Genomic DNA, 25,510 nt, shown 5'->3' with positions numbered 1-25,510 from the left:
AAAATCTCTATAACACGGAAACGTTATAGAGATTATTTTAATCAAATCAATTAGTTATTATTTCTGACTATTGTTCGACTGCGCATTGTTATTTGATTGAGTACCAGTGTTGGTCTGACTGGACTTAGACGTTGTCTGAGTAGTCTGACGACTGTACTGACGTTTTGGCGTGGTCGCCTGACGATAAGTAGTAGCTGCACCATTGTTACGGTTGCCACCACGATTACGACGAGCGGCTTTACGGGCAGCTTTTCGTTCGGCAGCTAACTTCTTTTGAGCTAACTTTTTAGCACGACGAACCTTCTTAGCACGCTGGCGAATGGTTTTTTCTTTGCTACTTTCCTTAGTGGCGTGCTTCTTGGACTTTTTGGCCTTATGATACGTTGGCTTTTTAGCAACCTTGGTAACTCTCGTATGGTGACTCGGCTGTGATTTAGTCGAATGATGACTACCGTAAATATTTGCACCAAAAATAAATAATACGATGACAACGACGATGCCAAGAACGATGTACCAGAATTTGCGGTGGTGATTATTGCCGGACGGCATGAAACCATCACTACCCTTGGTCTGCCTGGATAGGCCGATCAAGAAATTTCGTTCACCTGATGGATTGACTTTCTTAGACATGGTTGACCTCCCCCTCTAAAAGTAATTTTAAAACAAACTCGACGAAGTCCCTAATATTTCAACTTAACGGAGTTATTTGAAGACTCTAAACCGCTTTTCGTCACTAATAAAGGTCTTCGGGTGGGCTGACTTTTCAATCGAGCCAAAGACCATTTCAGTCCGTAACCACCAGTTACTTGGAATCTTGAACTGTTTAGCGATATTGTCAGAAACGGTCGTCCCTAATAGCGATGCATAATGATGAATGCTGGCACCAATCTTCTGTTCAGCTAAAGCATCCCAAACGGCACTCTGGGCATTGCCCTGGGCCTGTTCAGCCCATTCGGAGAAGTTAATGGCCGGAAAGCCAGCAAACTGTTTGGCACTTTGTTTAACAACGTTGACATCGGTGTAGAACATAACTGTTCCATAACCTGCTTTAAAGCTGGTAACCTTTGGAGCAAAGGCCTTTTGATACTTATCTTCACCAACGACCGATTTAACGGAATCTCTAATAACGTCCCATAACTTATCCTGAGCCTGACCTGTAACGATCACGGCTCGAACGGACTGGTTATTGAACGGTGTCGGTGCTAGCTTGACGGCATTTTCAATTAAATCAATCACTTCATCCTGACTTAATTTAACGTCACGGCCCAGATGATAAATACTGCGGCGCATTTTAGCGATTTTTAACATGTTGGATTGCATTCTGTCGGATCCTTTCACGTATAATGACTTTCATAGTTAACTTTACCAAAATGAGAATAAAAAGAAAAGCGCCGTTCTTTTCGAACGACGCTTCGCTTAAAATCGAAGGGATCCATATGCAGACCAATCACTACTGATTTGCTTTCATGATCTCAGGCAATGATTTCAGGCCCTGACCATGATACTGGTTAAAGAATTGACGTAAGGTGTAGTGACCACCGTTGGCCTTGTCTTGGCGGTATGTTGGTGCAACGGTTTCACTGACTTTACCATTGACCGAGTGGATTTGGAGGTCTTCAACCGGAAGAGCTCGTTCATCAACAACCTTGGCGTCAATTAGAAATGGGTGGCCCTGTTTCATCGTTTCTTCAGCTTCATCTAAAGCTTTAGGAATTTGTTCAGGTTTAGTAATCGTTACGGCTTTAACACCCATGGCTTCAGCAACCTTAGCGAAGCTTAAGTCCTGTAAGTGTAAACCGAAGAACTTCATCGGGGCATCTTCTTGTTCACCCATGATGAAGCCTAAGTCACGGTTCGAAGTAACGATGTTCAAGACTGGTAAGTCATATTTATGCAAGGTTACTAAGTCTTGGATGACCATCGTCATGGCACCATCACCACATAAGTCGATGACCTGACGGTGCGGGTAGTCTAACTGAGCGGCAATGGATGCTGGTAAACCGTAACCCATGGTTGCGAATAATGCCGATAATGACCATTTATGATGATATAGATTTAAGTAACGGAAGCTATCAATGGTATTATTACCGGTATCGATTGAGTAGATGGCGTCTGAATCGGCCTTCTTGTTCAACCAGTAATAAATCTGTTGGGTGTGAATGTATTTCTTTGGCATGGTCTGAATGTGATGAATATAGTCGTCCCAGTTATGCTTATCAACGACCATGTCATCGAAGAACTTGGATGATCCGGCATCGTGACTGGCTCTTAAGGCTTTAGTCAAGAAGTCACCGGCATCGGCCCAGATACCTAAGTCTAATGAGTGGTGCTTACCTAATTCGCTACGGTCGTTATCGACTTGAACGTACTTAAATGGATGTGATGCGTAGTAAGTCTGAGCGAATGAGAAGTCACCACCGATTGCGATTACTAAGTCAGCTGACGAAATAGCTTCATCGGCTGGTTTAGTAGCCGCACGGTTAGCTGATCCCATGTAACCTTCGTAATGGGAATCAATCAAGCCACGGGCTAAGCCATCGACACAAACTGGAATCCGAAGTTTCTTGGATAAACGAACGACCAAGTCACCATTGCCATGAATACCACGGCCAACGTGCATTACTGGGCGCTTGGCTTCTTTGACCATCTTTAAGAATTCAATAATCTCACGATGGGTTGCCTTTGGTTGTGGCGTAGCCTTTTCCATTGATTTGGAAGCACTGGTGTAGTTACTGTCTGGGATCTTTACATAACCAAAGTTGTTTGGTACGACAACGACCGAGACACCTTTGTTCTTGTATGCTTGCTGAACGGCTTCATTAATAACATGTGGTAAGCTTTCTGGTGTCATTACAATGCGGTCGTACTGAGCAATGTTAGCGAACATTGGAGATTCCGGAAATTCTTGGAAGAAGTCATAGTTCATTAACTTATTAGATGTCTGACCGATTAATGCCAAAACTGGAGCATGATCGTCTTTCGCATCATACAGACCGTTAATCAGGTTAGCGGCACCTGGACCAGCTGAACCAAAGCAGACACCGATCTTGCCAGTTAATTTAGCATGGGCACTAGCAGCTAGCGCAGCTACTTGTTCATGACGGACCTGGATGTATTTAACGTTATCCTGTTCTTGATCCAATGCATTAAGCAGAGAATTAACAGAACCTGCTGGATAACCAAACATATCTTTAACTCCATATGATTCTAGAACCTTCAATCCAGCAACATATGCTTCGATATCTTTAGTCATTGAAAAGATCTCCTTAATCTTTCATTTATTAATCAATCATTAATCCCATCAGCTAATCAGTCAAAGTATTCCTGATAGCGTTCCTTATTCCGTAAGTAGCGAGCGAAGTTCTTTTCATCGCTGTTACGTGTTTCATAACCCAAGCTAATTAACTTTACTAAAGCATAGCTTAAAGGTAATGCGATTAAGATAATTAATGCAGCTAATACGGAAATGGTCATTGTATTACTTCCTTTACAAACAGCCACTTGATAAGTTCACACTTATGCAAGCGCTTACATTTTCTTGGCCAATCAGCTTTATGATTTCTCACATCATTCACCTCCTATCATATGGATTTGGATCATCATAATCATGGCTCAAACCCACTCAATAGGTGTTGATTTCACACATTCAACATTCCACTTTCACAAGCTAACTTAGGTATCTTAAGTAGTCTCTAGAGTAATGGTGACTCTTCTTAAGGTGCATCCACTTAAAGTGATTCATAAACCACTTTTTATTGATCAAGCGCCATTTATTATGTCTGATGATGTAGATAAACGTAAAGGTTGCTAAGAAGATGACACCGATCAACAGCGGAATCTGAGTATCAGGGTTAAACATCATCACGATCAAGGTTGCGAACAGGATCGCTAACGCACCATAGTTACTGAATGGTGACCACGGCATCTTGAACGGATGATTATGTAATGACTGAGGTTCAATCTTTCTGAACCGCATCTGACTAATCAGAATGACGATCCAAGGGACCATGCCTGGCAGAATCCCGGCACTGTAAACCATGACGAAGATCTTGCCACTGCTCTTGATGAAGAACGGCAAGATAATGTTCAATACTAGTCCTAGGAAGATCCCGATCGAAACGGCAAGTACGGCAATGTACGGTACCCCGTTATGGTTGATCTTCGTGAAGCTTTTCGGTAATTCATGCTTACTAGCTAAGTTAAAGGTCATTCGACTGGTACTGTAAATCCCGGAGTTACAACCAGATAATGCAGCAGTTAAAACAACGAAGTTAATGACACCGGCAGCAATCGTAATCCCAATCTTTGAGAAGGTTTCAACGAACGGTGATTGTTGAGCATCCAACTGATTCCACGGAAAGATACTGACAATTACGAAAATGGAACCAACGTAAAAGATCATGATTCGCCAAATGGTCGACTGAACGGCTTTCACAATCGAATGCTGCGGGTCTTCAGCTTCACCGGCGGTAATCCCGATGAATTCAACACCTTGGTATGAAGCAATGACAACCGCAAAGGCAAATAGGAAGCCTTTCAAGCCATGACCAAAGAAGCCGTGTGACCAAAGGTTACTAACACCAACGGGATGCATGCCGTTACCAAAACCAAAGATGATGACACCGAGTCCGGCAATAATCATCAGGATAATGGTGACAACTTTAATCATTGAGAACCAGTATTCGAAGTTACCATATGACTTAACAGAAATCATGTTGACACTGCATAGGAACACGATGGCAATTAATCCTGGTACCCAACGCGGTAAACTAGGCCACCAGTAATGACAATATGTACCCATCGCAATGACTTCACTGGTACCGGTGATAATCCACTCAAAGATATTACTCCAGGCGGTGAGATACCCGAAAATCGGGTGCATATAATAATTGGCAAAGTCGGCGAACGAACCAGTAACCGGGTGAACATACAGCATTTCACCTAGGGCTCGCATAACCAGATAGATAACAAATCCGGCAATTGCGTAGTCCAGTAAGACTGATGGACCGGTCCACTGAATGGTGGATGCTGAACCCATGAACAGTCCAACACCGATGGCACCACCTAAGGCGATCATCTGCATTTTAGCTGGCGTTAGCGTTCGCTTTAACTTTACTTTTGGTCCGCCATGTGACGCTTGCATAAATGTCAGCTCCCTTCTAAATATAGAAAGAAAAGCCCTACTAATTAACTAATCAGCAGAGCCCTCCCTCAGATAAAATATTTGATTGTTTTATAGGACAACATGACTATGCTTGCCAAGTGGAAAGCTCTTTCTGGTTAAGAAACGAACCTGCTTGGTGTTGAGCATTCTAGTCGTTTGCGGTACGTAAACGGGAGTGCTTTTAAGTTCTAATTCAATGTTTTCATGTAATTCATACATAATCACATCTCCCATCCATTTCTAACGATAGACCCACTGTCTACTCAACAGGGTGTTTAGTCTTCATGTCCTTTCTGGCTATTTACTTTAAGGACCTGAACTTGATATAATAAATCTGTCGGGGTTATCAAGGCTCCGATATAATTACGACAACACTAAAAAACGGCGTTACTTCTTTTTGAAGCAACGTCGTTTTTTCTGTCTTATTAACTTGATTAATTAACGTAAGCCCTTGCTTGGATGACCATGACCATCGGTTAAATTACCGGGATCCTTGCTGACGTCAACGGGTTCGACCTTGAATTCACCGATGCTGTCTTCTTTGTTATAGTGCAATAACTTCACGATCTTATACTTTTCCTGAAGCTTTTTATCTGGCATGTTGTTCCATACTGTTACGGTCTGGCCGGGCTTGTATTCGTCTTTACTCTTAATCATAAAAGTTCTGGTCATTGTAATACCTCCGATAATTTCCAAATTACATGTCTAATTATAAAACATTCATGTAAATTAATCAGGGGCGACTTTCAAATTATCAAAACTTCAGTTCATTCCGGACCTGACGACTCATCTTGAAGAACGCGTCACTGTTTCGATCGCGTGGGAACTTCAAGTTATTTTGAATGACGTCCTTGATCCGACCGGGACGTGGCGTCATGATCACGATTCGGCTACTAAGGTAGACCGCTTCGTTAATATCATGGGTAACCAAAATCATGGTCATCTTAGATTTATGCCAGATCCGGTAAATCACACCTTGAATATCAGCTCGGGTAAAGGCATCTAAGGCGCCCATTGGTTCATCTAGTAACAATAATTCGGGTTTCATGATGATCGAACGGGCTAATGCAGCTCTTTGTGCCATCCCACCAGATATTTGGTGCGGATAAGCGTTCGCGAAACGACTTAAGCCCATTAACTGTAAATACTTGTCAACTAACGAGCGATCATAATCATTACCATGAACCGCTTTTAAACCGGAGCCAATGTTCTGTTTGATCGTCTCCCAGGGAAATAAACTGCCGTGCTGGAAGACGTAACCGATGTGAACACCAGGCTTAGTGACTTCGTGATCCTTTAGAACTACTCGTCCAGTCTTAGGCTTCGCTAATCCGGAAATAATTCGAAGCATGGTAGTCTTACCACATCCGGAAGGTCCGATAATTGCGACTAACTCACCAGGATTAACGTCTAAGTTAATGTCCTTTAAAGCGTGAACCAGTCGGCCCTGGTTATCAACGAACTGCTGAGAAACGTTTTTAAGCGATAATAATGACATATTAGGACTCCTATTCATTCGAATCGTTCCATGATAAGACCCGATCATGAAGCTTGTTGACTAACGCAAAAATCACCGAGAACAGAATCGCCATGATCACGATTGCGGCATAGACCTGCGGATAGTTACCAACGCTTTTGGCGTAGTTAATGTACCAGCCTAAGCCGATCTTGGCGCCCATCATTTCAGAGATGACTAACATCGTAAACGACAGGCCCATCGAAGTGTACATCCCGTTAAAGATACTTGGCATCGATCCCGGGATAATGACTTTCCGAATAATCTGGCCTTCACTAAAGCCCAACGTCTTAGCGGATTCAAAGTAATGGGATGAAATCCCCTGAACACCGTTAATCGTCATGAAAGCAACCGGGAACCAAACCGCGAATACAATCAGAAAGATCTCGGCTAGATAATTAGTTGGAAATACAACTAATACAATTGGCATTAAGGCAACGGGTGGAATAATGCCGATAACCTTTAGAAACGGAAAGGCCCAATAGTTAAACCGTTTATAGTGACCCATCATGATCCCAAGGAATACGCCTAGTAACGTGCCGACCACGAAACTGATCAGCCAGAGACCGAATGATGATAACGTTGATTCCCACAGGATTTGGACGTCAGCCCGCATCTGATCCAGGATCTGAGCAAAACTTACGAAGAACGGTAAGTGTAATAACTGAAGTTTTTCAGTCACCAAATCCTGGAAAATCAAAACGATACCTAAAACGGTGTTTAACGGTGCAAAATGACCAGCATAGTAATGTAAATGGATATGACTACGCTTGAAAGCACCGAAACCGTAAACAATTAATAAATAAATTAGATAAATCCACAAGAACCATTGGTATGCCGTATTGTTGACGGGTTCTGTCGTCTTTACGAAGCGATTCTCTAAAATTGCAATTATCAAAACAGCAATGTTAACGATATTCCACGTTGGTTTCCAGCCTCGCCAGTATTTACGTTTCAATAAATAATCCTGGCGACGCTGCTTTTCAATTCGATTCAAACTTGTTCATCCCCAACTTATTTCGATTCTGAATTCCAATAAGCATACTTTAATAACTGGTTAACGTTGGTATCTTTCTTCAAGTAACCAGCACGCTTTAACTGAACGATGTAATTCTTAAAATCAGCCTTGCCATGATTAGCGCTGAAGTGAAATTTTTCACTGCTCAAAATGTTGGTCAGGTGTTTCATGTTGGTATATTTCGTACGTGAAACGAAATGATCCTTTAATTCAATCTCAGCAGTCTTCTTCGGGTGCCGGTTGATCCAGTTAGCGGCTTCATGATAAGAACGAACGATTGCACGGGCCTTAGCCGGATCTTTACGGATCAAACGGCTAGATAGATACAAATAGCAGCATGAGCCGTGTTTCCGCATGCCCATCTTGGCCATGTGATTATTACCATAACGATTATTGTTATTAACTAAGACCCGAAAACCGTCCTCGTGTTGATATTGAGACGCAAACGGGTCAACGACGCCGATGGCTTGAACTTGACCCTTCTGGGCAGCTTTGCCTAATAAATTATTCGGGTAGCTCCGCCACTTAACACCGTTCTTAGGACTAACTCCCGAGTGTTCCAAAGCCATTGAAGTGACGAACATCGGTGTCGAGCCGGGTGCTGGAACCCCGATGTTTTTATTCTTCAACTGCTTAACACTGTGAATCTTGGAGTTCTTAGGAACCAGAACCTTTACACAACCTTGATGAAGACCGGCAACGGCTTTAATCGGTGCCCCGTTTTGAATTGCGGGTAAGTATTGAAAGTCCCCGTTATTAACGTCGTACTTGCCACTGGCAAAACCTGCTTCTAAGACGCTAATGTCCTTGGGACTGGCTCGCAGATCCGGTTTCAAGCCGTTCTTTTTGAAGAAGCCCTCTTTGTCAGCGATATAATTTGGGGCGTTACAGATTGAACCGTCTTTAGCCGGAGCCACCACGGTTCCATATCGATAGCCAGGTTCTTTTGCGGCATGGCTAGCACAGCCACTTAACAAACCAACGACCGTTAAACTACTTAATAAAAGTACGATTGCTTTCTTAATTTTCATTATTTTTCATCTCTCTTTTGCTTAAAAATATTTGTCTAAGTTAAACATCACGATACCATCAGAACTCGCTGATCAGTTACCTCAACTCCTTTAATCAACTAAAGAAAAAACGCCCTTTGAAATTTAATTCAAAGGACGATCATATAAACCGCGGTCCCACCTTAATTGTGTGCTAGGCACACCGGTAACTTGATTGGATCGATAACGAGATCGACCGAACCGTTAGCGTTCACTAACGTTGCCGAACCAAAACATTTTGAATTAATTAAGAAACCCATAGAACGAAAAAAGCCGTCCTTTGAATTTAATCAAAGGACGACTTTCGCCGCGGTTCCACCTTTTATTGTGCGTGTTGCACCGTAATTTCTTAATTAATTCATAACGCGATTGACGGACGATTAGCTTCCACTAACCATTGATCTAGCCAGTGCAACTTCGTTAAAGGCTTGTTACGCCCTTCGCATCGGTTTTAGTGGCGCTCGCTAAAGCAAGTTCCCTTTAACTACTATCTGGTTTTAATCATTTTATTACTTACTTATAATTAGTTATTTCTAAGTTCATAAACAATTATAGTGCTGATTTATGATGACATCAAGATAATATCAACATAAAATCAAATTTATTTGATAATCTTTTCTGGACAAACACAGACGCCTTCCGGAACGCGGAAATCCTTCTGGACCATCTTTAATTTACCGGTCATTGAATCCCGTGTGTACAAAGTGGCGTTGTTAGTATTCTGATTAAGAACGATCATCATACTCTGATCATGATTGAAGTTGAAGTCCCGTGGAAAATCGCCGGCAACCGGAGCTTGCTGGATCAAGGTTAACTTGCCACTTGGATCCGACTTAAAGACGGCGATCGTGTTGTAACCACGATTGGAAATGTAAATGTATTTTCGGTCGTTAGACATTCGAATGGCGGCAGCACCGTTGTGCTTAGTCCAGGTATCAGGAATTGTCGAAATCACCTGTTTAAGGGTAAATTTGCCGGCCTGCTGATCATAATTCATGACGGCAACGTTACTGCTAAGTTCGGCAGAAACGTAAGCAACGCCCTTTTTCGGATCAAAGACGATGTGTCGAGGACCGAAGCCTGGTTTGAACTGGAAATGGCTAACGGGTGTTAATTTACCAGCGTCACTTAAGTCGTATAAGTACAACCGGTCCTGACCTAAATCAACGACGACTAAACGACGGTCAGGCGTTAAGTCAGCAAAGTGCGGGTGAGCACCGTCCTGCTGTTCAGGACGCGGACCGGTGTGACCCTTATCCTGAACACGGTCGGTTTCCTTCAGTGAACCGTCGGCCTGGATCTTATAGACGATTACGACACCGGTATGATAATTAGCGGTAAAAGCCATCTGATCCTTTTCGTCAATGTCGACGTATGCCGGTGAAGTACCTGGGTTCAAATTATAACTAAGGGCCATTGCTGGACGTGAACTGTTGTCTAAGACGGCAATGCCACCACGTAACTTAGCGTCTTCTTCACCCCAGTTATGATCCCAGACTTTATCAATGGCGTAAAGCCGGTTCTTCTTGGATAAAGCTAAGTACGTCGGGTTACCAGCGGCAGCCACAAAACGTAGGTTCTGTAAACGTTTAGTATCATCATTCAGTTCTAATTCATAAATCCCATGACTCGGTTTTAAGTCAAACGAATAAGTTCCGATTAAAAATTTTTCGATCATTAGAATCGCTCCTCTATATCTACGCTTTGAACATAACATACGATCCTAAATTATGTAAGCGTTTACACTTATGAGAATAAAAAAGAGCTACGCCAATTGACGTAACCCGATCAGTAATTAATTAATTAAATTCACTGTTCAAAGTATGGATCTTTTTCGGCTTCAAGGGTAGCCTGCTTATCAGCGTTAGCTAAGTTGATGACCGTACTAGCCTTCATGGTTCGTAAGTCTTCCATCGTAAATTCACTAACGTAGCGTTCTAAGTAAGCCTGAGCCTTTGCTTTAGTTGTAAAGTATTTCTTCATCATATTAATCACCTTATTTTAATTCAGTGTTCACTAATATAATAACATGATTGATCGGCCCTTTTAATCATCAGGTCGTTCGAGCTTCGATAATTTATAATTAATTATTTATTATTTATCTAAAATTTAGCTAGGAGCTGATCAATGCCGGACTTTTTACCAACGTTATTAAACGTGATGGCATCATTCAGGACGTAATTAAATTGATACCACCACATCCGATGTTCAAAGCCCGGTTTGCTTGGGTAAACATTGTTGTAGCCCCTGTAGAATTCAGCATTAAAGTTACCGTAAGAACTTGGCATCTTGGTCAGCGATAAATCCAATTCACGATCACCAAAGATCACGTTGGGATCGATCAGCATCGGTTTCCCATCGGTTGTAAATTCACAATTCCCGGACCACAGGTCACCATGCAGAAGACTTGGTATGACCTTGTTCTTAGGATCTGCATAGTAATCAATAAAGGCTTGCCGCATCTTACGATAGTGTCTTTCACGAAAATCGCTCCAGCCACCGTGTTGCTTTAAATATTTAACACTAGGATCCAGACGTTGTTTAACGTAAAACGTGCTCCAGCTGGTCTGCCAATGGTTGTCTTTCGGAATATCACCCAAATGAAAGCCATAGTTAAAGCCGAATCGTTTGGCATGAATCTGATGCATTTTAGCAACCATTTTGCCTAATTCATATTGATTACCTTGATCGAACTTCATAAATTTCTGCCACTTTAGGATCAGATAGCCATCTGATCCGACCTGACCGTAAGTAACCAGTTTCGGTACCGTAGCCGCTTGACTAACTAATTTCAGGCCATCGACTTCGTATTGGAAAAATCGTTTGCCTTTCCCAGGTTGCATCTTCATAAAGTACTTTTGGTGATCATCTGTCTGTAAGCAGTAAGCAGCGTTCATAAAACCACCTGAAACGGGCGTCACGAATTTAATGTTTTTAATCGGCAACTGAGCAATCCAGTGTTTATCAATTAACACTTTTAATCACTCCTAATAAATAGAAACAATTTAAATAATTTACTTACTTAATGTTATTAGATATACGTTATATATACTTTAGCATATCCATAATTAGATTAAAATTCGTTAATCAATAAATTCAGCCAAATAAAAAGGCCCACGGAATTAATCCGTGAACCTTTTATGGAATGAATGATAAATGGGTTAGAGCTAAAGTTTTACTTTAAGCTTGATGAGTTCAAACCTAACTTGCCCCAGAAGTTATTATCAGCTGGTGAGTAACTGAAGCCAGTTACACGGTGGTTAACTGGTGACCAGTCTAAGCTGAATGTATCTGGGCCATATGCGGCAACTTTGTTCATGTACTTCTGCCACTTCTTGAAGATCTTGACACGGTACTTCAAGTTGAATGACTTCTTACTGTTCATTTCGTTAAGTAACTTAGTATTTTCTTTGGAAGCGAAGTGGCCCATGTTGAATGGGGATTCAATACCGAAGAAATCAGTTGGTGTTGGTTCGGAGTTAGTACTGAATGCACCTAAGAATACATCCATGCTGGACTGCTTAGGCTTTTCTAAGTTGGAGTAGAAGCTGTTTATTTCGATCGGCTTACCATTCGTGTACTTAGCATCAATGCCTAACTTACGCCACTGCTGCATCATGTACTGGTACTGAGCATCAGCAGTTGCGGAACCGGACATTGCACCTAAGTGAACAACTAGCTTCTTACCGTTTGGCTGGGATACGTACTTACTGCCATGACGTTTCTTGTAACCAGCAGCCTTCAATAAACTCTTAGCTTTGCTCATGTTGTAGTTAAATCCAGGAGTAGACTTGTAAGAACTGTGGTACTGCTTGAATACAGGTGGAATCAAGGTATTGGCACGGTAATCAATGCCATGACCAAACTTCTTGGCTAATTCGTTCAAGTTAACGGCATAAAGCATTGCACGACGTAAGTTCTGGTTATCCATCTTCATGTGCTTACCCATGACTTGCTTACCAGACTTAGTAGCATGACCAACGTTGAAGCCAAAGTAACTGAATTCTAAGCCTGGGTGAGCGACATCAGAGTAGTCCTTTAAGGTCTTAACACGTGGGTACTGAGTAGATGGTGCACCAAATACGAAGTCGTACTTCTTAGTCTTCATAGCTTCAGTGAAGTTATCGGTGGATACGACCTGGATATTGATATGCTTAATCTTTGGCTTTGGACCCCAGTAGTGTTTGTTAGGTACCCAGCTAGTTGATTCACCGGAGACCTGCTTCTTTAACTTGTAAGGACCAGTGAAGATTGGGTGCTTACGAACCTGAGGAGCTGACATTAACTTACTGATCGGTACGTTCTTCATGTATTCGTAAGGTTCAACGGCACCCCACATGAAGTCGTTACCATTGTACTTTAAGGCAGGTGTTAAGTGATTGTAGTGAATTACGGTAACACGGCCCTTAGGACCATCTGGGAAGGTAATCCCAGAAATCTTGCTTGCTTTACCAGCATGGTAAGCCTTCATACCATTGATGTCGTTCATATCAGTGGTGTACTGCTGAGACTTACTGTTCTTGTTGGCAATGATTTCGTATGGATATTCAACATCCTTAGCGGTAACTTTCATCCCGTTAGACCATTTGGCACCCTTACGTAAAGTAATGGTTGCGGTGTTATTCTTTTTATTTAACTTTAAGTTAGCTAAACCGCCTTTGGTGATTTCGTAGTTCTTGTTCTGGTTGAACAAACCACCTTCACCACCGGGTGAATAAACATCACTATCTTCACCGTTACTCTGTAATGATGGATACGGAATCCCAGCGAATGGTGCATCATTAATTTCAGCAACTTTTAACGTACTCTTGTTACCGGCCTTAGTAGCTGGTTTAGAAGAACTATAACTTTCTGACATGTGTACCGGCTTATTACCGTTGGCACCTTTTGAACAGGCAGCTAAGCCCATTGCAGAGAGAGCAGCAATACTTAGTACTACCCACTTTTTAGATTTTCTCCCAAACATTGATTGTTTACCTCCTGTGATTAAATAAACAATTTAAAACACTAAATTACTTATAGTTAACCTTCACCTCTAAAAAAATGAGATTAAATATTAATTAAAAACAACTAACTAAATTTAACGGTTGCCACGACGCTGCTGAGCATTGACTGAACGACGTAAGACTTGACCAACGTAACTGATTGCCAGGCATAAGATAATGATTTCTAATGCGGCTGGTAACCAAGTCCACCAGTACTGGGTAATGTTGGTTGGATCTTGGGCGTTGGCGATTAAAGTACCTAATGACGGGGTACCATCTGGTAGACCAAAGCCTAAGTAAGATAGTCCAGTTTCAACACCAATGTTTGATGCGAATGACAATGTAGTATCAACGATGATCAATGAAGAAATATTTGGCATAACTTCACTAAAGATGATATGGAAATCACTACAACCAGCCATCCGTGCGGCTAAGACATAATCCTTGTTGGATTCAGCAAGTGTTTCAGAACGAATCAAACGTGAAGTACCCATCCAATAGAATAGTGACATGATTAAAGTCAAAGTAATGGCATTGTAGTTATGAATGATAGTAACTAATACAATGATGAACATCATCATCGGAATAATCATGAAGAAATCATACATACGTTGCATTACCAAATCAACGAAGCCTCCGTAGTATCCGGAGATTAAGCCCCAGACAATCCCAAAGGTTGAGGAAATTACGGTTAAGCCGATCGCAATTCCGATGGAATTACGAGAACCAACGATCATTTGACCGGCAATCGAACGGCCGGCTGAATCGGCACCAAATAGGTAACCTTGCGAAAACGGTCGAGCATAGTAACCCATGATATGAGTCTGCATCATATTTGGTACGTTGATAAAGAACGATGCAATGATAACGAATGCAATTAATGCGATGATAAATCCGGCCGACCATAGTGCTGCTTTATTGGTCTTGAATTCATCCCAGATGACCTGAGCATTCGAAGCAACAATCTTGGTCGGCTTAGTAGATTTAGTTTGTTTCTTACTTGCGGTAGCCTGTTTATCCATTCTTGTTCACTCCTTATTTAATCCTGATCCGTGGATCAATGACACTGGTGATGATATCTGATAGTAACGTCCCCATCAGGTTCAAGAATCCATAAAGTAGTACCAATACGATGATTACGGTGTAATCACGGTAGTTAATGGCGTTCAGGAATAGTAATCCCATGCCAGAATATGAGAAAATCATTTCAACGAATAATGATCCATCTAGTAATCCGGTAATGGAATAACCAGCGAACGCAGCGATTGGTAAGAGTGAATTTCTGAAGATATGGTGACGGTAAACATTTCTGACGCTGACACCTTTTGAACGGGCGGTCTGAACGTAACCGGAATGTTTAGCATCGATAACTTCACTACGTAAGTATTGAACAACGAACGTGGTTCCGAAGACGGCACTTAGAATTCCTGGCAACAGGATATGGCCAAGCCTCGATATCATGGTGCTGCCTAAACCAGTTGCGGATGATGATACCGAGCCACTGGTTGGGAACCAGCCAAGTCCATAACCGAAGATCCAAATCCCAATAACCAGGATAACGAAGAACGGAATTGACATGGTTACGTAACTGAAGATTCTGATCAAGGTATCTGACCATTTACCTTCATGACGTCCGGCGATAATACCTAAAGGCAAGCTAATGATATAGGTTAATACCATTGAAAATGCTTCTAACCATAAGGTATTAGCACCACGTTCTTTAACCAAGGTAACAACGGGTTCTTGATATTCGTAACTTTCACCCAAGTTACCATGGAACAGATGGACAACCCAGTTCCAGTACTGCTGGTACCAGGGATCATACAAGCCATCAATCTTCATTAAATGATGAATTTGTGAAGCACTTAAACGCGGGTTGATCTTTCCAGTGAATGGATCACCAGGCATTGCTTTAGCTAACAGAAAGACGATGAGGCTTAGAATGATCAATTCTGGAATCATGATCAGGACTCTTCGTAAAATTGTTTTCCACATAGTACTAAGCCTCCCCTTTCAATTTCTGCTCTAGCTTGGCAACCCGATCTTTTGGTAATGCAACCCAATGCGTAGGTGAAACTTTAGTCATTGGGAACGGATCACCATTTTTCTGATAATAGAAATCTTTATCATCCTGGAATTCTTTTTCAACCTTCAAACGGTGCTGACGATGTTCTTCACGGTGAAGAACGTCAATTTCAGGAATTGCCGATAGTAATCGACGTGTGTAAATATGTAACGGACGATTATAAATATCGTCACGGGTTCCGATTTCTAACAAATGTCCATGATTCATGATGGCGATATTATCACACATATGACGAATAACACCTAAATCATGTGAAATGAATAAGTAAGAAATGTTAAACCGTTTTTGAATTTTCTTCATGAAGTTCAAGACTTGGGCTTGAACGGATAAGTCTAATGCTGATACTGGTTCATCAGCAACGATCAACTTCGGATGCGTAATAATAGCACGCGCAATATCAATACGTTGACGTTGACCACCAGAGAACTGGAACGGATATTTATACATATCAGATGCATGTAAACCAACGATCTTTAAAATGTTACCGATATGTTGATGGATCTGTTCTTTATTTAAATTAGTAAAGTTAATTAACGGCTGATCAATGATATCCTTAATCCGTTTCTGAGGGTTCAAACTAGAAGCGGCATCTTGGAAAATCATTTGAACATCATGATTATACTTAAGGGCTTTGCGCTCATGCTTAGTCGTAACGTCATGACCTTTATAATAAACTTTACCCGAGGTGATCTTCTGTAAGCCAACGATTGCTCGGCCCAAAGTGGATTTCCCAGAACCAGATTCACCAACTAAGCCATAGGTCTCACCAGTGTTAATCGAAAAGCTGATGTCATTAACAGCCTTGACATACTTGACGACGCGGTTCCAAAATCCACCCCTGATCGGGTAGAATACTTTCAAATGTTTGAGTTGAATTATTTTGCTCATTCTAAATCACGCGTCCTTTTCTTCTTTTTCATGTGGAAAGTAAAAGTGTTTGTAACAAGTGCACCGAACCCAATGTCCATCACCTAAGTCGTGCATCTTAGGATTAGCTTCATGGGCTGAAGCCGGAATCCAAGGGATTCGAGCTGCGAACCGATCGCCATGGGTTGGCATTGCGGTAAGCGGAGGAACCGTCCCGTGAATAACGTATAAGTTCTTGCCAACTTCGTCTCGTTGTGGAACTGACCGTAATAATGAACGAGTGTACGGATGCTTAGGATCCAAGAAAATCTGTTTAGCACTGCCTAATTCAACGATCTGGCCAGCATACATAACGGCAACTCGATCAGCGATTTGAGCAACGACGCCCAAATCATGGGTAATCAAGATAATCCCGGCATGACTGATCTTTTGAATCTTACGGAGCAGATCCAAAATCTGAGCTTGAATCGTAACATCCAACGCGGTGGTAGGTTCATCAGCAATAATTAACTTCGGATGACAAATAATCGCTAAGGCAATCATTACTCTTTGTCGCATCCCACCAGATAACTGGTAAGGAAATTCGTTAGCAACCAATTCTGGATTAGGTAAACCAACTTCACCCAAGATCTTAACGACTCGCTTGTAACGGGCATCATGATCTAACTTGGTGTGGTAATAAAGTGATTCACCAACCTGTTTACCAACTTTCTTTAACGGGTTCAATGCTGAAAGTGAATCTTGGAAGATCATTCCAATCTGTCCACCACGGATCTGGTTGTATTCATTTTCACTGATCTTAAGCAGATTTTTCTTACTACCATTGAAATAAATTTGGCCACTGGCTTTAGCATCTTCATCTTCTAAGCCCATAACGGTCTTAGCTAAGGTACTTTTACCACAGCCAGATTCACCAACCAGAGCCAGGATTTCATCACTATGAACGTCCAGATTAATATCTGAAACGGCGTTGTAATAATGACCGTTGATCTTATATGCGGTATTCATATTTCTAATCTTTAACAGTGGCTCTTGACTTTCAGACATTGACATCATCCTCATAAATTGATTTAACGAATCCTTGATATAAACAGAAACAATAAATTTACTTCTTATAAGCAAAGTTCACTTATTATAATACCACGAATTTTATAAATCGCAACCTAATTTTTAAACAAATTTTAAAGGTTCGTAAATCTCCTGCTGTTAATTTTATTAGATTTAAGAACGACCGACCATTTAAGAACTTATAAAAACAAAAAAGAACTGGGATTAAATATCCCAGTCCTTCCAAGAGGTTTGTTTATTTGTGTTGGCAATTTTAAGCACTCTGATCTAGTTTTTTAACGCCTTGGGGAACGATCTTAACAAGAATTAAATTATGAAAGTAGGCCCGAAGTAATAACTTCGGGTTATTTAAATCAATGTTATACGACTTTAAGCATGCGGCTGATTTGAACATCACCACAAAATTACGAGCATTGGAATCTAGACACTCATTGATGTTATCACCCAATGGACTTACGTCTTCATGCTGATATTCAGGCAGAATTTCTGCTAACCATTCCACAAAATTCCGATTGACCTTCATTGTCTTAAACATATAACTTCACCAGGTTTTAATAATTTTAACACTATCCATTTATCATTTAATACTAGCAACTTGAAACGGGCTTTTTAGACCGAAATAATGACTAAAATTCGAAGAAGAAGCACGATCATAACCATGAATAACAACGTTTTAAAATGATACCGTTTATTAGTTAACATAATTAATCCCTCTTTTTGAATTTTAGTCATTAATTAATTCCAAATTTCTTTGTTAGCAACTTAATAGTCTATCAATTAATCACCAATGTCAAGCTATTATTTAATAAATATTAACTAATTTATTATTATTTTATATAATGTTTATATTTTTTTGATAGAGAAAATAAAAAAGGCCCAACTCCCTTAGAGTTAGACCTCAAATATTAATTAAATTAATCTAATTTAAGCTTCAGTCTCACGACGCATGTGCCAGTCATAGAATAACCAAGCACCACCACCGAAGATTACTGGTCCTAAGAAGGTCCAGAAATCAGTCATGTATTGATGAGCCAATAATGGCTGAACGAAATTGAAACCAATTCCGAAGGCTAAGACGAATAGCACCAGGATCGTGATGACCCACGTCGTCTTCATACTATGGTAGACAACGAACGGTCGATCCAGGTTAGCAAGTTTCTTAAAGAACGGGAATGCTAATACGATCAAGATGTACTGGAAAGCAGTCGAAACGTTGTTCATATCGGTCAAGATCTGGAATAAGGCCTTGGCATCGTTACCACCAAAGGTCAGGAAGAACAGAACAGCGACTAAGAAGCCACCCTGGACCCACATGACGTTGCCAGGCATGCCATCACGGTTCAGACGTAAGCTCCACTTTGGCCATAACTTCTTGTTGGAGCCGAACATGAATGACTTGATTGGTGAATAAGCTAATACCAAGAAGCCACCAGCACCGCCCCAGAGGTTAGCAAAACCAGTGTAACGAGCTAAGAAATGACCTAGAGCCAACGTACCAGACGGACTTAAGTCTAAGCCGTGGCCTAAACTAAATCCTAAGTTACCCATTAATACGTACATTACATTACCTAAGGTAACTCCGTTTTGACCCATTACGGCTTTCCAGTTAACAACGAATCCACAAAGGATGATCGATACCGTGTAAAGAACGAAAACTAAGGCGGTCGCGATCATAACACCATGTGGGAACGTTTTAGCTGGGTTCTTTAAATGGTTAATGACCCCACATAGGGATTCAATTCCGGCATACGCAAAGATTGCATAAACCACGAAAGAAATCGTGGAAACTGGCGTCTGAAAACTTGGGTTCGGCGAAACGATAAAGCTCTTGAAACCGGTAATGGGCTGAGCCAAATGGCCATGGTTCAAGAAAATCAAAATTACGGATAAGATACAGAAAACAAAAGCGATTGAAGTTGCTAAGAAACCACCGATCGAGGCGATCCAGGTAATATTACCTAGGCCCTTTACGGAGATCCAGGTTGCCGCAATGACAAAGAGAATCGATAACAGGCCTAAAGTTTCAGTACTGTTAAAATGCAGGAACGTCCAACTCTGGGTCGTATCATGACCGTAAATCATAACTGATAATGAAACCCATAGGTTTGGAACCCCGAACAGCATCGTGATGACCCAGGCACTTAACCAGGTGAAGCCACCGATAAAGGCCCAACGTTCACCTAGTCCGGATTTAATCCAGGAATAAATCCCACCGGCGGAATCCTTTAATGCTGAACCATATTCAGCAAACATAAACGACGTGGGCAGGAAGAATGCCAATGCACCCACAATGTACCAAATGATACTAGCATATCCCATCTGATCAAAGGCCGTTGGCACGTTAATAAAGCCAAAGGTCGTTGATAAAATCATTAGGACTAAGCTAGTAAGTGAAATTCGCTTAGCTGTCATAAAATAAAAACCTCTAATCTTAAGATTTCGAAGAGGATTAGCGGCACATGATGAATCACAGTCTGAATAAAGAAAAAAGTCCTTTATCTGGCGCTTAGTCAAATAAAGGAATCCAATTACTAACTGAGATTCGATTCTTGTTTGAATAAAGCGCTCCACGGGTGGGTCCGTGACAGTCCGCAGCATATTAAGCTACGTCCCAGAACACTGTTAACCGTCAATAACAGCACTTCGGCGACGTCCCCTTTTAGTTAACTTCAATATCATAACGGTGACTCGGTCAACTTACTAATGTCAGTCGCAACCTCTTCGATTTTTACATTTACATTACAAAGTATACCACAATTTATGGTCATTTATCGGCCAATTGCGGCAAAAATCAACCCAATCACCATAATAAACATGGGTACGGGGCCAATTAACCAACTAAGTAGATCTTGATGTTGATTTAACACATTTATCACTCCAACACGACCATTGTAAAAAGAAAGGCCCGTGATGTGAAATTCACGAGCTTTTGTTAATAATTATCAATTATTTACTTGCGATGAGTAATTCGTCCGGTCAAATTGCCTTCATCATGATTACGATGATGTTTACCAAACAACTGACGGAATAGATGATGCTTATGATCGTTAGACTGACCATTACCTAAGAAGTCACCACCGAAGTCGTTACCTAGATTACCAAAGGCTTGGTCCATTTGTTTGAAGCTTCGATTCATGTCTTCGTTCATTTTCTTCATCTGGTTCATGGCATCTCTCGGATTGACCTTGTGGCCGTTCTTTGAAAAGTGACGCTTTACATGGCCGTTAACGTTACTATAAGTCGCGCTAAAGCTGTGAACGCCATTGTGATTGCCATGACCAAAATGTTTAAAGAAATCATTATCATTATTATGATTATTGTGGTTAAAATCATCGTTATGATCATTAGATCCCATTACGTGCGGATGAATGCGATGTACGACTTTACTCATATTCTCACCTTCAAAAAGTTATTTTAGAAAAGCTACGATAACATTAGTGATGAGAGTGATTATCAAAAGAATGGTGCAGATCAATTCACCAATTGGTGAATTGACGGCGGCAGTTACAAAGCCACCCAATGTCAATAATAATAAAGCAAAGTAGGAATATAAAAAGATTTGATTACCTTTTGGTAAATCTTTGAATTTAGTGTGGTTATTAGCCATTAAAATCACCTTAAATATCGATTAATTAGTTCACCGTCAAGTATATCACAGGTAGTCAAAGCACTTTACTACCTATATGTAAGGGCCTTATTATTATCCATAGGAGATGAGATCGATGATGTTTTTAGACTTCTGGTTATGGATCCTTGTTGGCTTAGTTACCGCAGGAATTATGGCATTGATCTTTAAATACTTAGACAAATGCGTTAAATCCATTAAGAAGACCGGTAACAAGGTCTGGTTCACCTGCATCATTACCGTTGCTTTATGGGTTGCCTTGGCACTCGTCGTTTGCCCATTTAAATAAAAAGAAATGCTTCATCAAAAATAAATTGATGAGGCATTTTTTACGCTCAATTTTAATTATTTTTCGTAGCCGTTTGGATGCTTTCGCGTCCACTTCCAGGCGCTGCTAATAATCTTATGAATATCATCATACTTTGGCTTCCAGCCTAAGATTTTCCGGGCTTTCGACGAATCCGCAATCAACGTACTTGGATCACCGGGACGGCGCGGTGCCATACTGGCGGAAATTGGCTGACCCGTTACGTCACGAGCTGCCTGCAACATCTGAAGATTAGAAAAACCGGTCGACGAACCTAGATTAAAGATGTCAGAATGGCCACCCCTTAGTAGCCACTTCATAGCTAAGATGTGGGCGTTAGCCAAATCTAAAACGTGGACGTAATCACGGACGTTGGTCCCGTCTTTAGTAGGATAATCATCCCCGAAGATCTGGAGCTGATTTCGTTGGCCCAGAGCAACCTGTAAAATAATCGGGATTAAATGGGTCTCCGGATTATGATCTTCACCGATACTGCCATCTAACTTAGCACCACCAACGTTAAAGTAACGTAAGGCGATGAAGTGAATCCCGTAGGCAACGTCCGCCCAGTTCATCATTCGTTCCATCATTAATTTAGTTTCACCGTATGGATTTGTTGGAACCTTTGGATCGCTTTCCTTAATCGGCATTCGCTTTGGATCTCCATAGACCGAAGCGGACGAAGAAAAGACGATTCGTTTAACGTTATGGTCACGCATCGCTTCCAATAACGTGATGGTCCCTTCAACGTTATCATCAAAATAATGTAAGGGATCCCGCATTGATTCGGGAACAATCGATACCGAAGCAAAGTGAATGACACCGTCAATGTGTTCACGGTCAAAAACGTGACTTAAGAAATTAGCGTCACGAACGTCACCCTTATAAAAACGAGCTTTCGGATTAACGGCCTGCCGATGACCGGTTACCAGGTTATCCACCACAACGACATCGAAGCCACGGCGAATTAAACAGTCAACAGTATGCGAACCAATATAGCCGGCGCCACCGGTTACGAGAATTGTCATAAACTTTACTCCCTATATATAACGTCTATTAATAATCGATTCCTAGGTGTTCTACTTTAATAGGTAGACAACATGTAAAAGCATAAGATATATTGGATCTAATGTTTATACTTTAGGCGAATTTGTAACAAATCTTAATAATTAAAACGCCTTAACTTTTTATAGCTAAGACGCAATAATCTAATTATTTTTCTAAAAATTAATCTTCATCAGTAACGCTACTACGATCGCCCTTATCCTTTACATAAGAAACGATCAGACCAATTACTACCCAGATAATGATAATATATGGATACAAGTTACCAGGGAACTTTGGAACTGGATAGATATTGCTCAAGAACGGTAAGATCAAAACGGCAACCCCAACTAACGGGATCAAGAAGTGACGGAACCACGAGAAATGAACGTCAGACCGACGAGCAAAGTAAATTCCGCTACCAATACAAACCATCATGTACACGATCAATAGTCCCATGACGCCTAACGTTGAAGCGTTAGAATACACAACTTGATAGCCATACGGTACACCGAAAATGGCGTAGGCAATGGCACACATGATCATCGTAACGTCAACTGCATTCTTAGGACTATTTAAATTTTCATCAAACTTACCAAGAAAACCCGGTAAATAATGGTTGGCACCTAATGCATACATCATGTAAGCACAGGCGTTAGCACATCCTAAAACGGAAGCTAAACCACTTAACAGAATCGCGAGGTCCATTACCATCGCCATGGCGTTACCTAAATAAGTTGATGACAATGCATCCAATGGGGACGGTGAATTGGCGAACGCCGCAATGTTCTTAATGCCAAAGCCATTAACTTCAACAAAAGTAACGGTCAAGTAGAATGCGGCAATCAAAATTACGGTCCAGATCAAAGTTCTCGGAACGGTGTGCTTTGGATTCTTGGCCCGGAACGACACGGTACTGATCTCTTCAAAACCAGCGTAAGAAAGGATCGCAAAGATCATTCCCTGACCAATTCCACCGTAGTTATTATGCGGAATAAACGGTTTTGGATCAATTGTTCCAGACATACCGGCCTTAATCAGGATAATGGCCGATAAAATAATCAAAATCAATAACGATACACCTTCGGTAATGAAGGCAATCTTACTGGTAACCTTAATTCCAAATAACGAGATGATCCACATGGACACGATGATGATAAAAGTCATCCAGTTAATCGACCATGTGATTCCGAAATGATGCAAAAAGACGTTGACGTAATTAGCAGTCAATCCCGGCTGAGATATCAGCAATACAAAATAGGCAAAGACCATTACCCAGCCGGTGATAAAGCCACCCTTTTCACCAAAGGCCGCTTTGTTATAAGCGTAAGCTGAGCCAGCACCTGCAATGTGCTTGGCCATGGCCGCAAAACATAATGCAACGCATAAAATCCCGAGACCACCAAGCAGGAAGGACAACGGAACATTATATCCAGCAACTCGAGCGGTTGCTGTAGTACTGTAGGCCATTGAACCGGTGGGCGCAATCCCGGAGATTGCTAAGGCAAACAGGCCAAGGACGGACAGTTTGCCCCGATTATTTCTATTTTCTTCCATATAAACATTCATCCTATCTAACAGATATAATTATACCTTTCAGACTAGGGATAGGTCCAGGGTACAAGAAAAATCCCCGCAAAAAGTTAATTTTTGCGAGGAAATTTAATTTTATATATCGTTTAAGATTTAATTCCGAAGTAATTTTGAATATTTATATGCATAACGCATTAATTTAGCGCTGTCATGCCACTGATGATCATCATGTAGTACTACGGTAATAATGCGATGATGTCCAGGCATTTGGGCAGTACCAACAAAACAGTATCCAGCTCTTGGTGTCCAACCGGTTTTTAACCCATCAACATGGAGACCTTTAACTAAGTATGGATAGTCCCGATCTGGTAAGAATTCGTTGTAATTATATAAATTCTGACCATCTTCATGCATATCGTTAATCTTAGAATACTTCAGAAACCATGGTTCGTCTTTAATGATATGATACGCGATAACGGCTAAGTCTTTAGCGGAGATTTCGTTACCGGCAGCGTTACCATATCCTTTAACACCATAGCCCCATGGCTTTAAATCACCATTTTCTAGACCGGAAGCTGAAATAAAGTGATCATGTAAGTGCCATAAACGATCCTGCTTATTTTCCATGTACAAGAAGTGGTGGTTGGTGTAGCCAACCCATTGGCCTAGGGCAATTGCTGCATTATTTGATGACGCGATAATTCCAGCCTTCATTAAATTACCAACGTTATAATGATGACCATTAATAAAGTGGTAACCACCATCATTACCGTCATAACTCATCCGGCGAAGACCATTGTTAACGGCAACGTTTTGATTCCAAGCACCTGGCGTATTGTTAATCTTACGACCAGCTAAGTATAAGGTCATTAATTTACCAGTAGACGCAATTAAACGGCGCTGATTATCATTCTTTTGGTAAACAATCTGACCAGTTTGTGCATCCATTGCGACCGCTGCACTAGCGTGTGGTAAATATAGCTTATGCCGATTGTTGATTAAATCGTTACTACCAACCTGCTGGTTATTATCATAACTGTAAACGGTTGAAGCGTTAATCTGATGCCCAGCTAAACTCCCCACCGTTATTAAACAAGCTAACGCAAGGCTTGCTATCAAAATGTGCTTAAAATAATATGACACATTATGTAGCCAATTATTTTGATGCATTTAAATTAACTCCTCTTAATATGTAATAATACGATAATTATACAAAATTTAAGCTAGATTTGTTAATATAATTTATAT

General features: G+C 41.1%; 26 protein-coding genes and 1 riboswitch. Of the genes, 1 reads left to right on the top strand and 25 read right to left on the bottom strand.

Annotation, left to right across the window (positions count from 1 at the left end):
- Positions 1–57: 57 nt before the first annotated feature.
- The 22 genes from ELX58_RS04340 to ELX58_RS04250 all read right to left on the bottom strand — a co-directional run bounded on the left by ELX58_RS04340 (position 58) and on the right by ELX58_RS04250 (position 21,360).
- Positions 58–630, bottom strand: a complete 573-nt coding sequence (locus tag ELX58_RS04340; protein ID WP_133441937.1) for a hypothetical protein — start codon at positions 628–630, stop codon at positions 58–60.
- A gap of 72 nt (positions 631–702) precedes the next feature.
- On the bottom strand, positions 703–1,320 hold the full coding sequence (locus ELX58_RS04335; protein WP_133441936.1) for a nitroreductase family protein: 618 nt from the start codon (positions 1,318–1,320) through the stop codon (positions 703–705).
- Positions 1,321–1,450: 130 nt separating this feature from the next.
- The gene (gene spxB, locus ELX58_RS04330) at positions 1,451–3,253 is read right to left on the bottom strand and encodes a pyruvate oxidase (RefSeq protein WP_133441935.1); all 1,803 of its coding nucleotides are present in this window, start codon (positions 3,251–3,253) and stop codon (positions 1,451–1,453) included.
- A 56-nt stretch (positions 3,254–3,309) separates the two neighbouring features.
- On the bottom strand, positions 3,310–3,474 hold the full coding sequence (locus tag ELX58_RS07900; RefSeq protein WP_162614641.1) for a hypothetical protein: 165 nt from the start codon (positions 3,472–3,474) through the stop codon (positions 3,310–3,312).
- Positions 3,475–3,667: 193 nt separating this feature from the next.
- A complete protein-coding gene (locus tag ELX58_RS04325) occupies positions 3,668–5,143 on the bottom strand; it encodes an amino acid permease (RefSeq protein WP_236747652.1) in 1,476 nt (491 codons plus the stop codon).
- 90 nt (positions 5,144–5,233) lie between these two features.
- Positions 5,234–5,383, bottom strand: a complete 150-nt coding sequence (locus tag ELX58_RS07895) for a hypothetical protein (RefSeq protein ID WP_162614640.1) — start codon at positions 5,381–5,383, stop codon at positions 5,234–5,236.
- Between the two features lie 219 nt (positions 5,384–5,602).
- The gene (locus ELX58_RS04320; protein ID WP_133441934.1) at positions 5,603–5,836 is read right to left on the bottom strand and encodes a hypothetical protein; all 234 of its coding nucleotides are present in this window, start codon (positions 5,834–5,836) and stop codon (positions 5,603–5,605) included.
- Between the two features lie 82 nt (positions 5,837–5,918).
- Positions 5,919–6,662 carry an ABC transporter ATP-binding protein gene (locus tag ELX58_RS04315; protein WP_133441933.1) on the bottom strand — a complete coding sequence of 248 codons (744 nt, stop codon included), beginning with the start codon at positions 6,660–6,662 and terminating at the stop codon, positions 5,919–5,921.
- Positions 6,663–6,672: 10 nt separating this feature from the next.
- Positions 6,673–7,677: an ABC transporter permease gene (locus ELX58_RS04310; protein ID WP_174919245.1), complete on the bottom strand. Its 1,005-nt coding sequence runs from the start codon at positions 7,675–7,677 to the stop codon at positions 6,673–6,675.
- A gap of 17 nt (positions 7,678–7,694) precedes the next feature.
- Positions 7,695–8,729, bottom strand: coding sequence for an ABC transporter substrate-binding protein (locus tag ELX58_RS04305; RefSeq protein ID WP_133441932.1), 1,035 nt, complete (start codon positions 8,727–8,729; stop codon positions 7,695–7,697).
- A 619-nt stretch (positions 8,730–9,348) separates the two neighbouring features.
- Positions 9,349–10,425: a lactonase family protein gene (locus ELX58_RS04300; protein ID WP_133441931.1), complete on the bottom strand. Its 1,077-nt coding sequence runs from the start codon at positions 10,423–10,425 to the stop codon at positions 9,349–9,351.
- A gap of 131 nt (positions 10,426–10,556) precedes the next feature.
- On the bottom strand, positions 10,557–10,733 hold the full coding sequence (locus ELX58_RS07890; RefSeq protein ID WP_162614639.1) for a hypothetical protein: 177 nt from the start codon (positions 10,731–10,733) through the stop codon (positions 10,557–10,559).
- 116 nt (positions 10,734–10,849) lie between these two features.
- Positions 10,850–11,722, bottom strand: a complete 873-nt coding sequence (locus tag ELX58_RS04295) for a fructosamine kinase family protein (protein ID WP_133441930.1) — start codon at positions 11,720–11,722, stop codon at positions 10,850–10,852.
- 200 nt (positions 11,723–11,922) lie between these two features.
- Positions 11,923–13,713 (bottom strand): ABC transporter substrate-binding protein, encoded by a 1,791-nt coding sequence (locus ELX58_RS04290; RefSeq protein WP_133441929.1) that lies wholly within the window; start codon positions 13,711–13,713, stop codon positions 11,923–11,925.
- A gap of 114 nt (positions 13,714–13,827) precedes the next feature.
- Entirely contained in the window at positions 13,828–14,754 is a 927-nt protein-coding gene (locus ELX58_RS04285) for an ABC transporter permease (RefSeq protein WP_133441928.1), read from the bottom strand.
- 13 nt (positions 14,755–14,767) lie between these two features.
- Positions 14,768–15,727: an ABC transporter permease gene (locus ELX58_RS04280; RefSeq protein WP_133441927.1), complete on the bottom strand. Its 960-nt coding sequence runs from the start codon at positions 15,725–15,727 to the stop codon at positions 14,768–14,770.
- A 4-nt stretch (positions 15,728–15,731) separates the two neighbouring features.
- On the bottom strand, positions 15,732–16,706 hold the full coding sequence (locus ELX58_RS04275; RefSeq protein WP_133441926.1) for an ATP-binding cassette domain-containing protein: 975 nt from the start codon (positions 16,704–16,706) through the stop codon (positions 15,732–15,734).
- A gap of 6 nt (positions 16,707–16,712) precedes the next feature.
- Positions 16,713–17,732: an ABC transporter ATP-binding protein gene (locus tag ELX58_RS04270; protein WP_133441925.1), complete on the bottom strand. Its 1,020-nt coding sequence runs from the start codon at positions 17,730–17,732 to the stop codon at positions 16,713–16,715.
- Positions 17,733–18,006: 274 nt separating this feature from the next.
- A complete protein-coding gene (locus ELX58_RS04265) occupies positions 18,007–18,288 on the bottom strand; it encodes a hypothetical protein (protein WP_133441924.1) in 282 nt (93 codons plus the stop codon).
- Between the two features lie 389 nt (positions 18,289–18,677).
- Entirely contained in the window at positions 18,678–20,165 is a 1,488-nt protein-coding gene (gene yjeM / locus ELX58_RS04260; protein ID WP_133441923.1) for a glutamate/gamma-aminobutyrate family transporter YjeM, read from the bottom strand.
- A gap of 140 nt (positions 20,166–20,305) precedes the next feature.
- A riboswitch (Lysine riboswitch) is annotated at positions 20,306–20,483 on the bottom strand.
- Positions 20,484–20,703: 220 nt separating this feature from the next.
- Positions 20,704–21,144 (bottom strand): hypothetical protein, encoded by a 441-nt coding sequence (locus ELX58_RS04255; RefSeq protein WP_133441922.1) that lies wholly within the window; start codon positions 21,142–21,144, stop codon positions 20,704–20,706.
- Positions 21,145–21,162: 18 nt separating this feature from the next.
- Positions 21,163–21,360 (bottom strand): hypothetical protein, encoded by a 198-nt coding sequence (locus tag ELX58_RS04250; protein ID WP_133441921.1) that lies wholly within the window; start codon positions 21,358–21,360, stop codon positions 21,163–21,165.
- Positions 21,361–21,475: 115 nt separating this feature from the next.
- Between ELX58_RS04250 and ELX58_RS04245 the strand changes: the two genes are divergently transcribed.
- On the top strand, positions 21,476–21,667 hold the full coding sequence (locus tag ELX58_RS04245; protein WP_133441920.1) for a hypothetical protein: 192 nt from the start codon (positions 21,476–21,478) through the stop codon (positions 21,665–21,667).
- Positions 21,668–21,723: 56 nt separating this feature from the next.
- Here ELX58_RS04245 and galE read toward each other — a convergent pair whose 3' ends face one another.
- The 3 genes from galE to ELX58_RS04230 form a co-directional block, all read right to left on the bottom strand.
- Positions 21,724–22,713 carry a UDP-glucose 4-epimerase GalE gene (gene galE, locus ELX58_RS04240; RefSeq protein ID WP_133441919.1) on the bottom strand — a complete coding sequence of 330 codons (990 nt, stop codon included), beginning with the start codon at positions 22,711–22,713 and terminating at the stop codon, positions 21,724–21,726.
- Positions 22,714–22,912: 199 nt separating this feature from the next.
- Positions 22,913–24,286, bottom strand: coding sequence for an APC family permease (locus ELX58_RS04235; protein ID WP_162614638.1), 1,374 nt, complete (start codon positions 24,284–24,286; stop codon positions 22,913–22,915).
- Positions 24,287–24,415: 129 nt separating this feature from the next.
- Positions 24,416–25,432 (bottom strand): D-alanyl-D-alanine carboxypeptidase family protein, encoded by a 1,017-nt coding sequence (locus tag ELX58_RS04230; RefSeq protein ID WP_133441917.1) that lies wholly within the window; start codon positions 25,430–25,432, stop codon positions 24,416–24,418.
- Between the last annotated feature and the right edge of the window lie 78 nt (positions 25,433–25,510).

Source organism: Acetilactobacillus jinshanensis (assembly GCF_004359375.1).
Classification (GTDB): Bacteria; Bacillota; Bacilli; order Lactobacillales; family Lactobacillaceae; genus Acetilactobacillus; species Acetilactobacillus jinshanensis.
The sequence above is the reverse complement of the archived record's forward strand: the minus strand, read 5'-3'. Positions and strand labels throughout refer to the sequence as shown.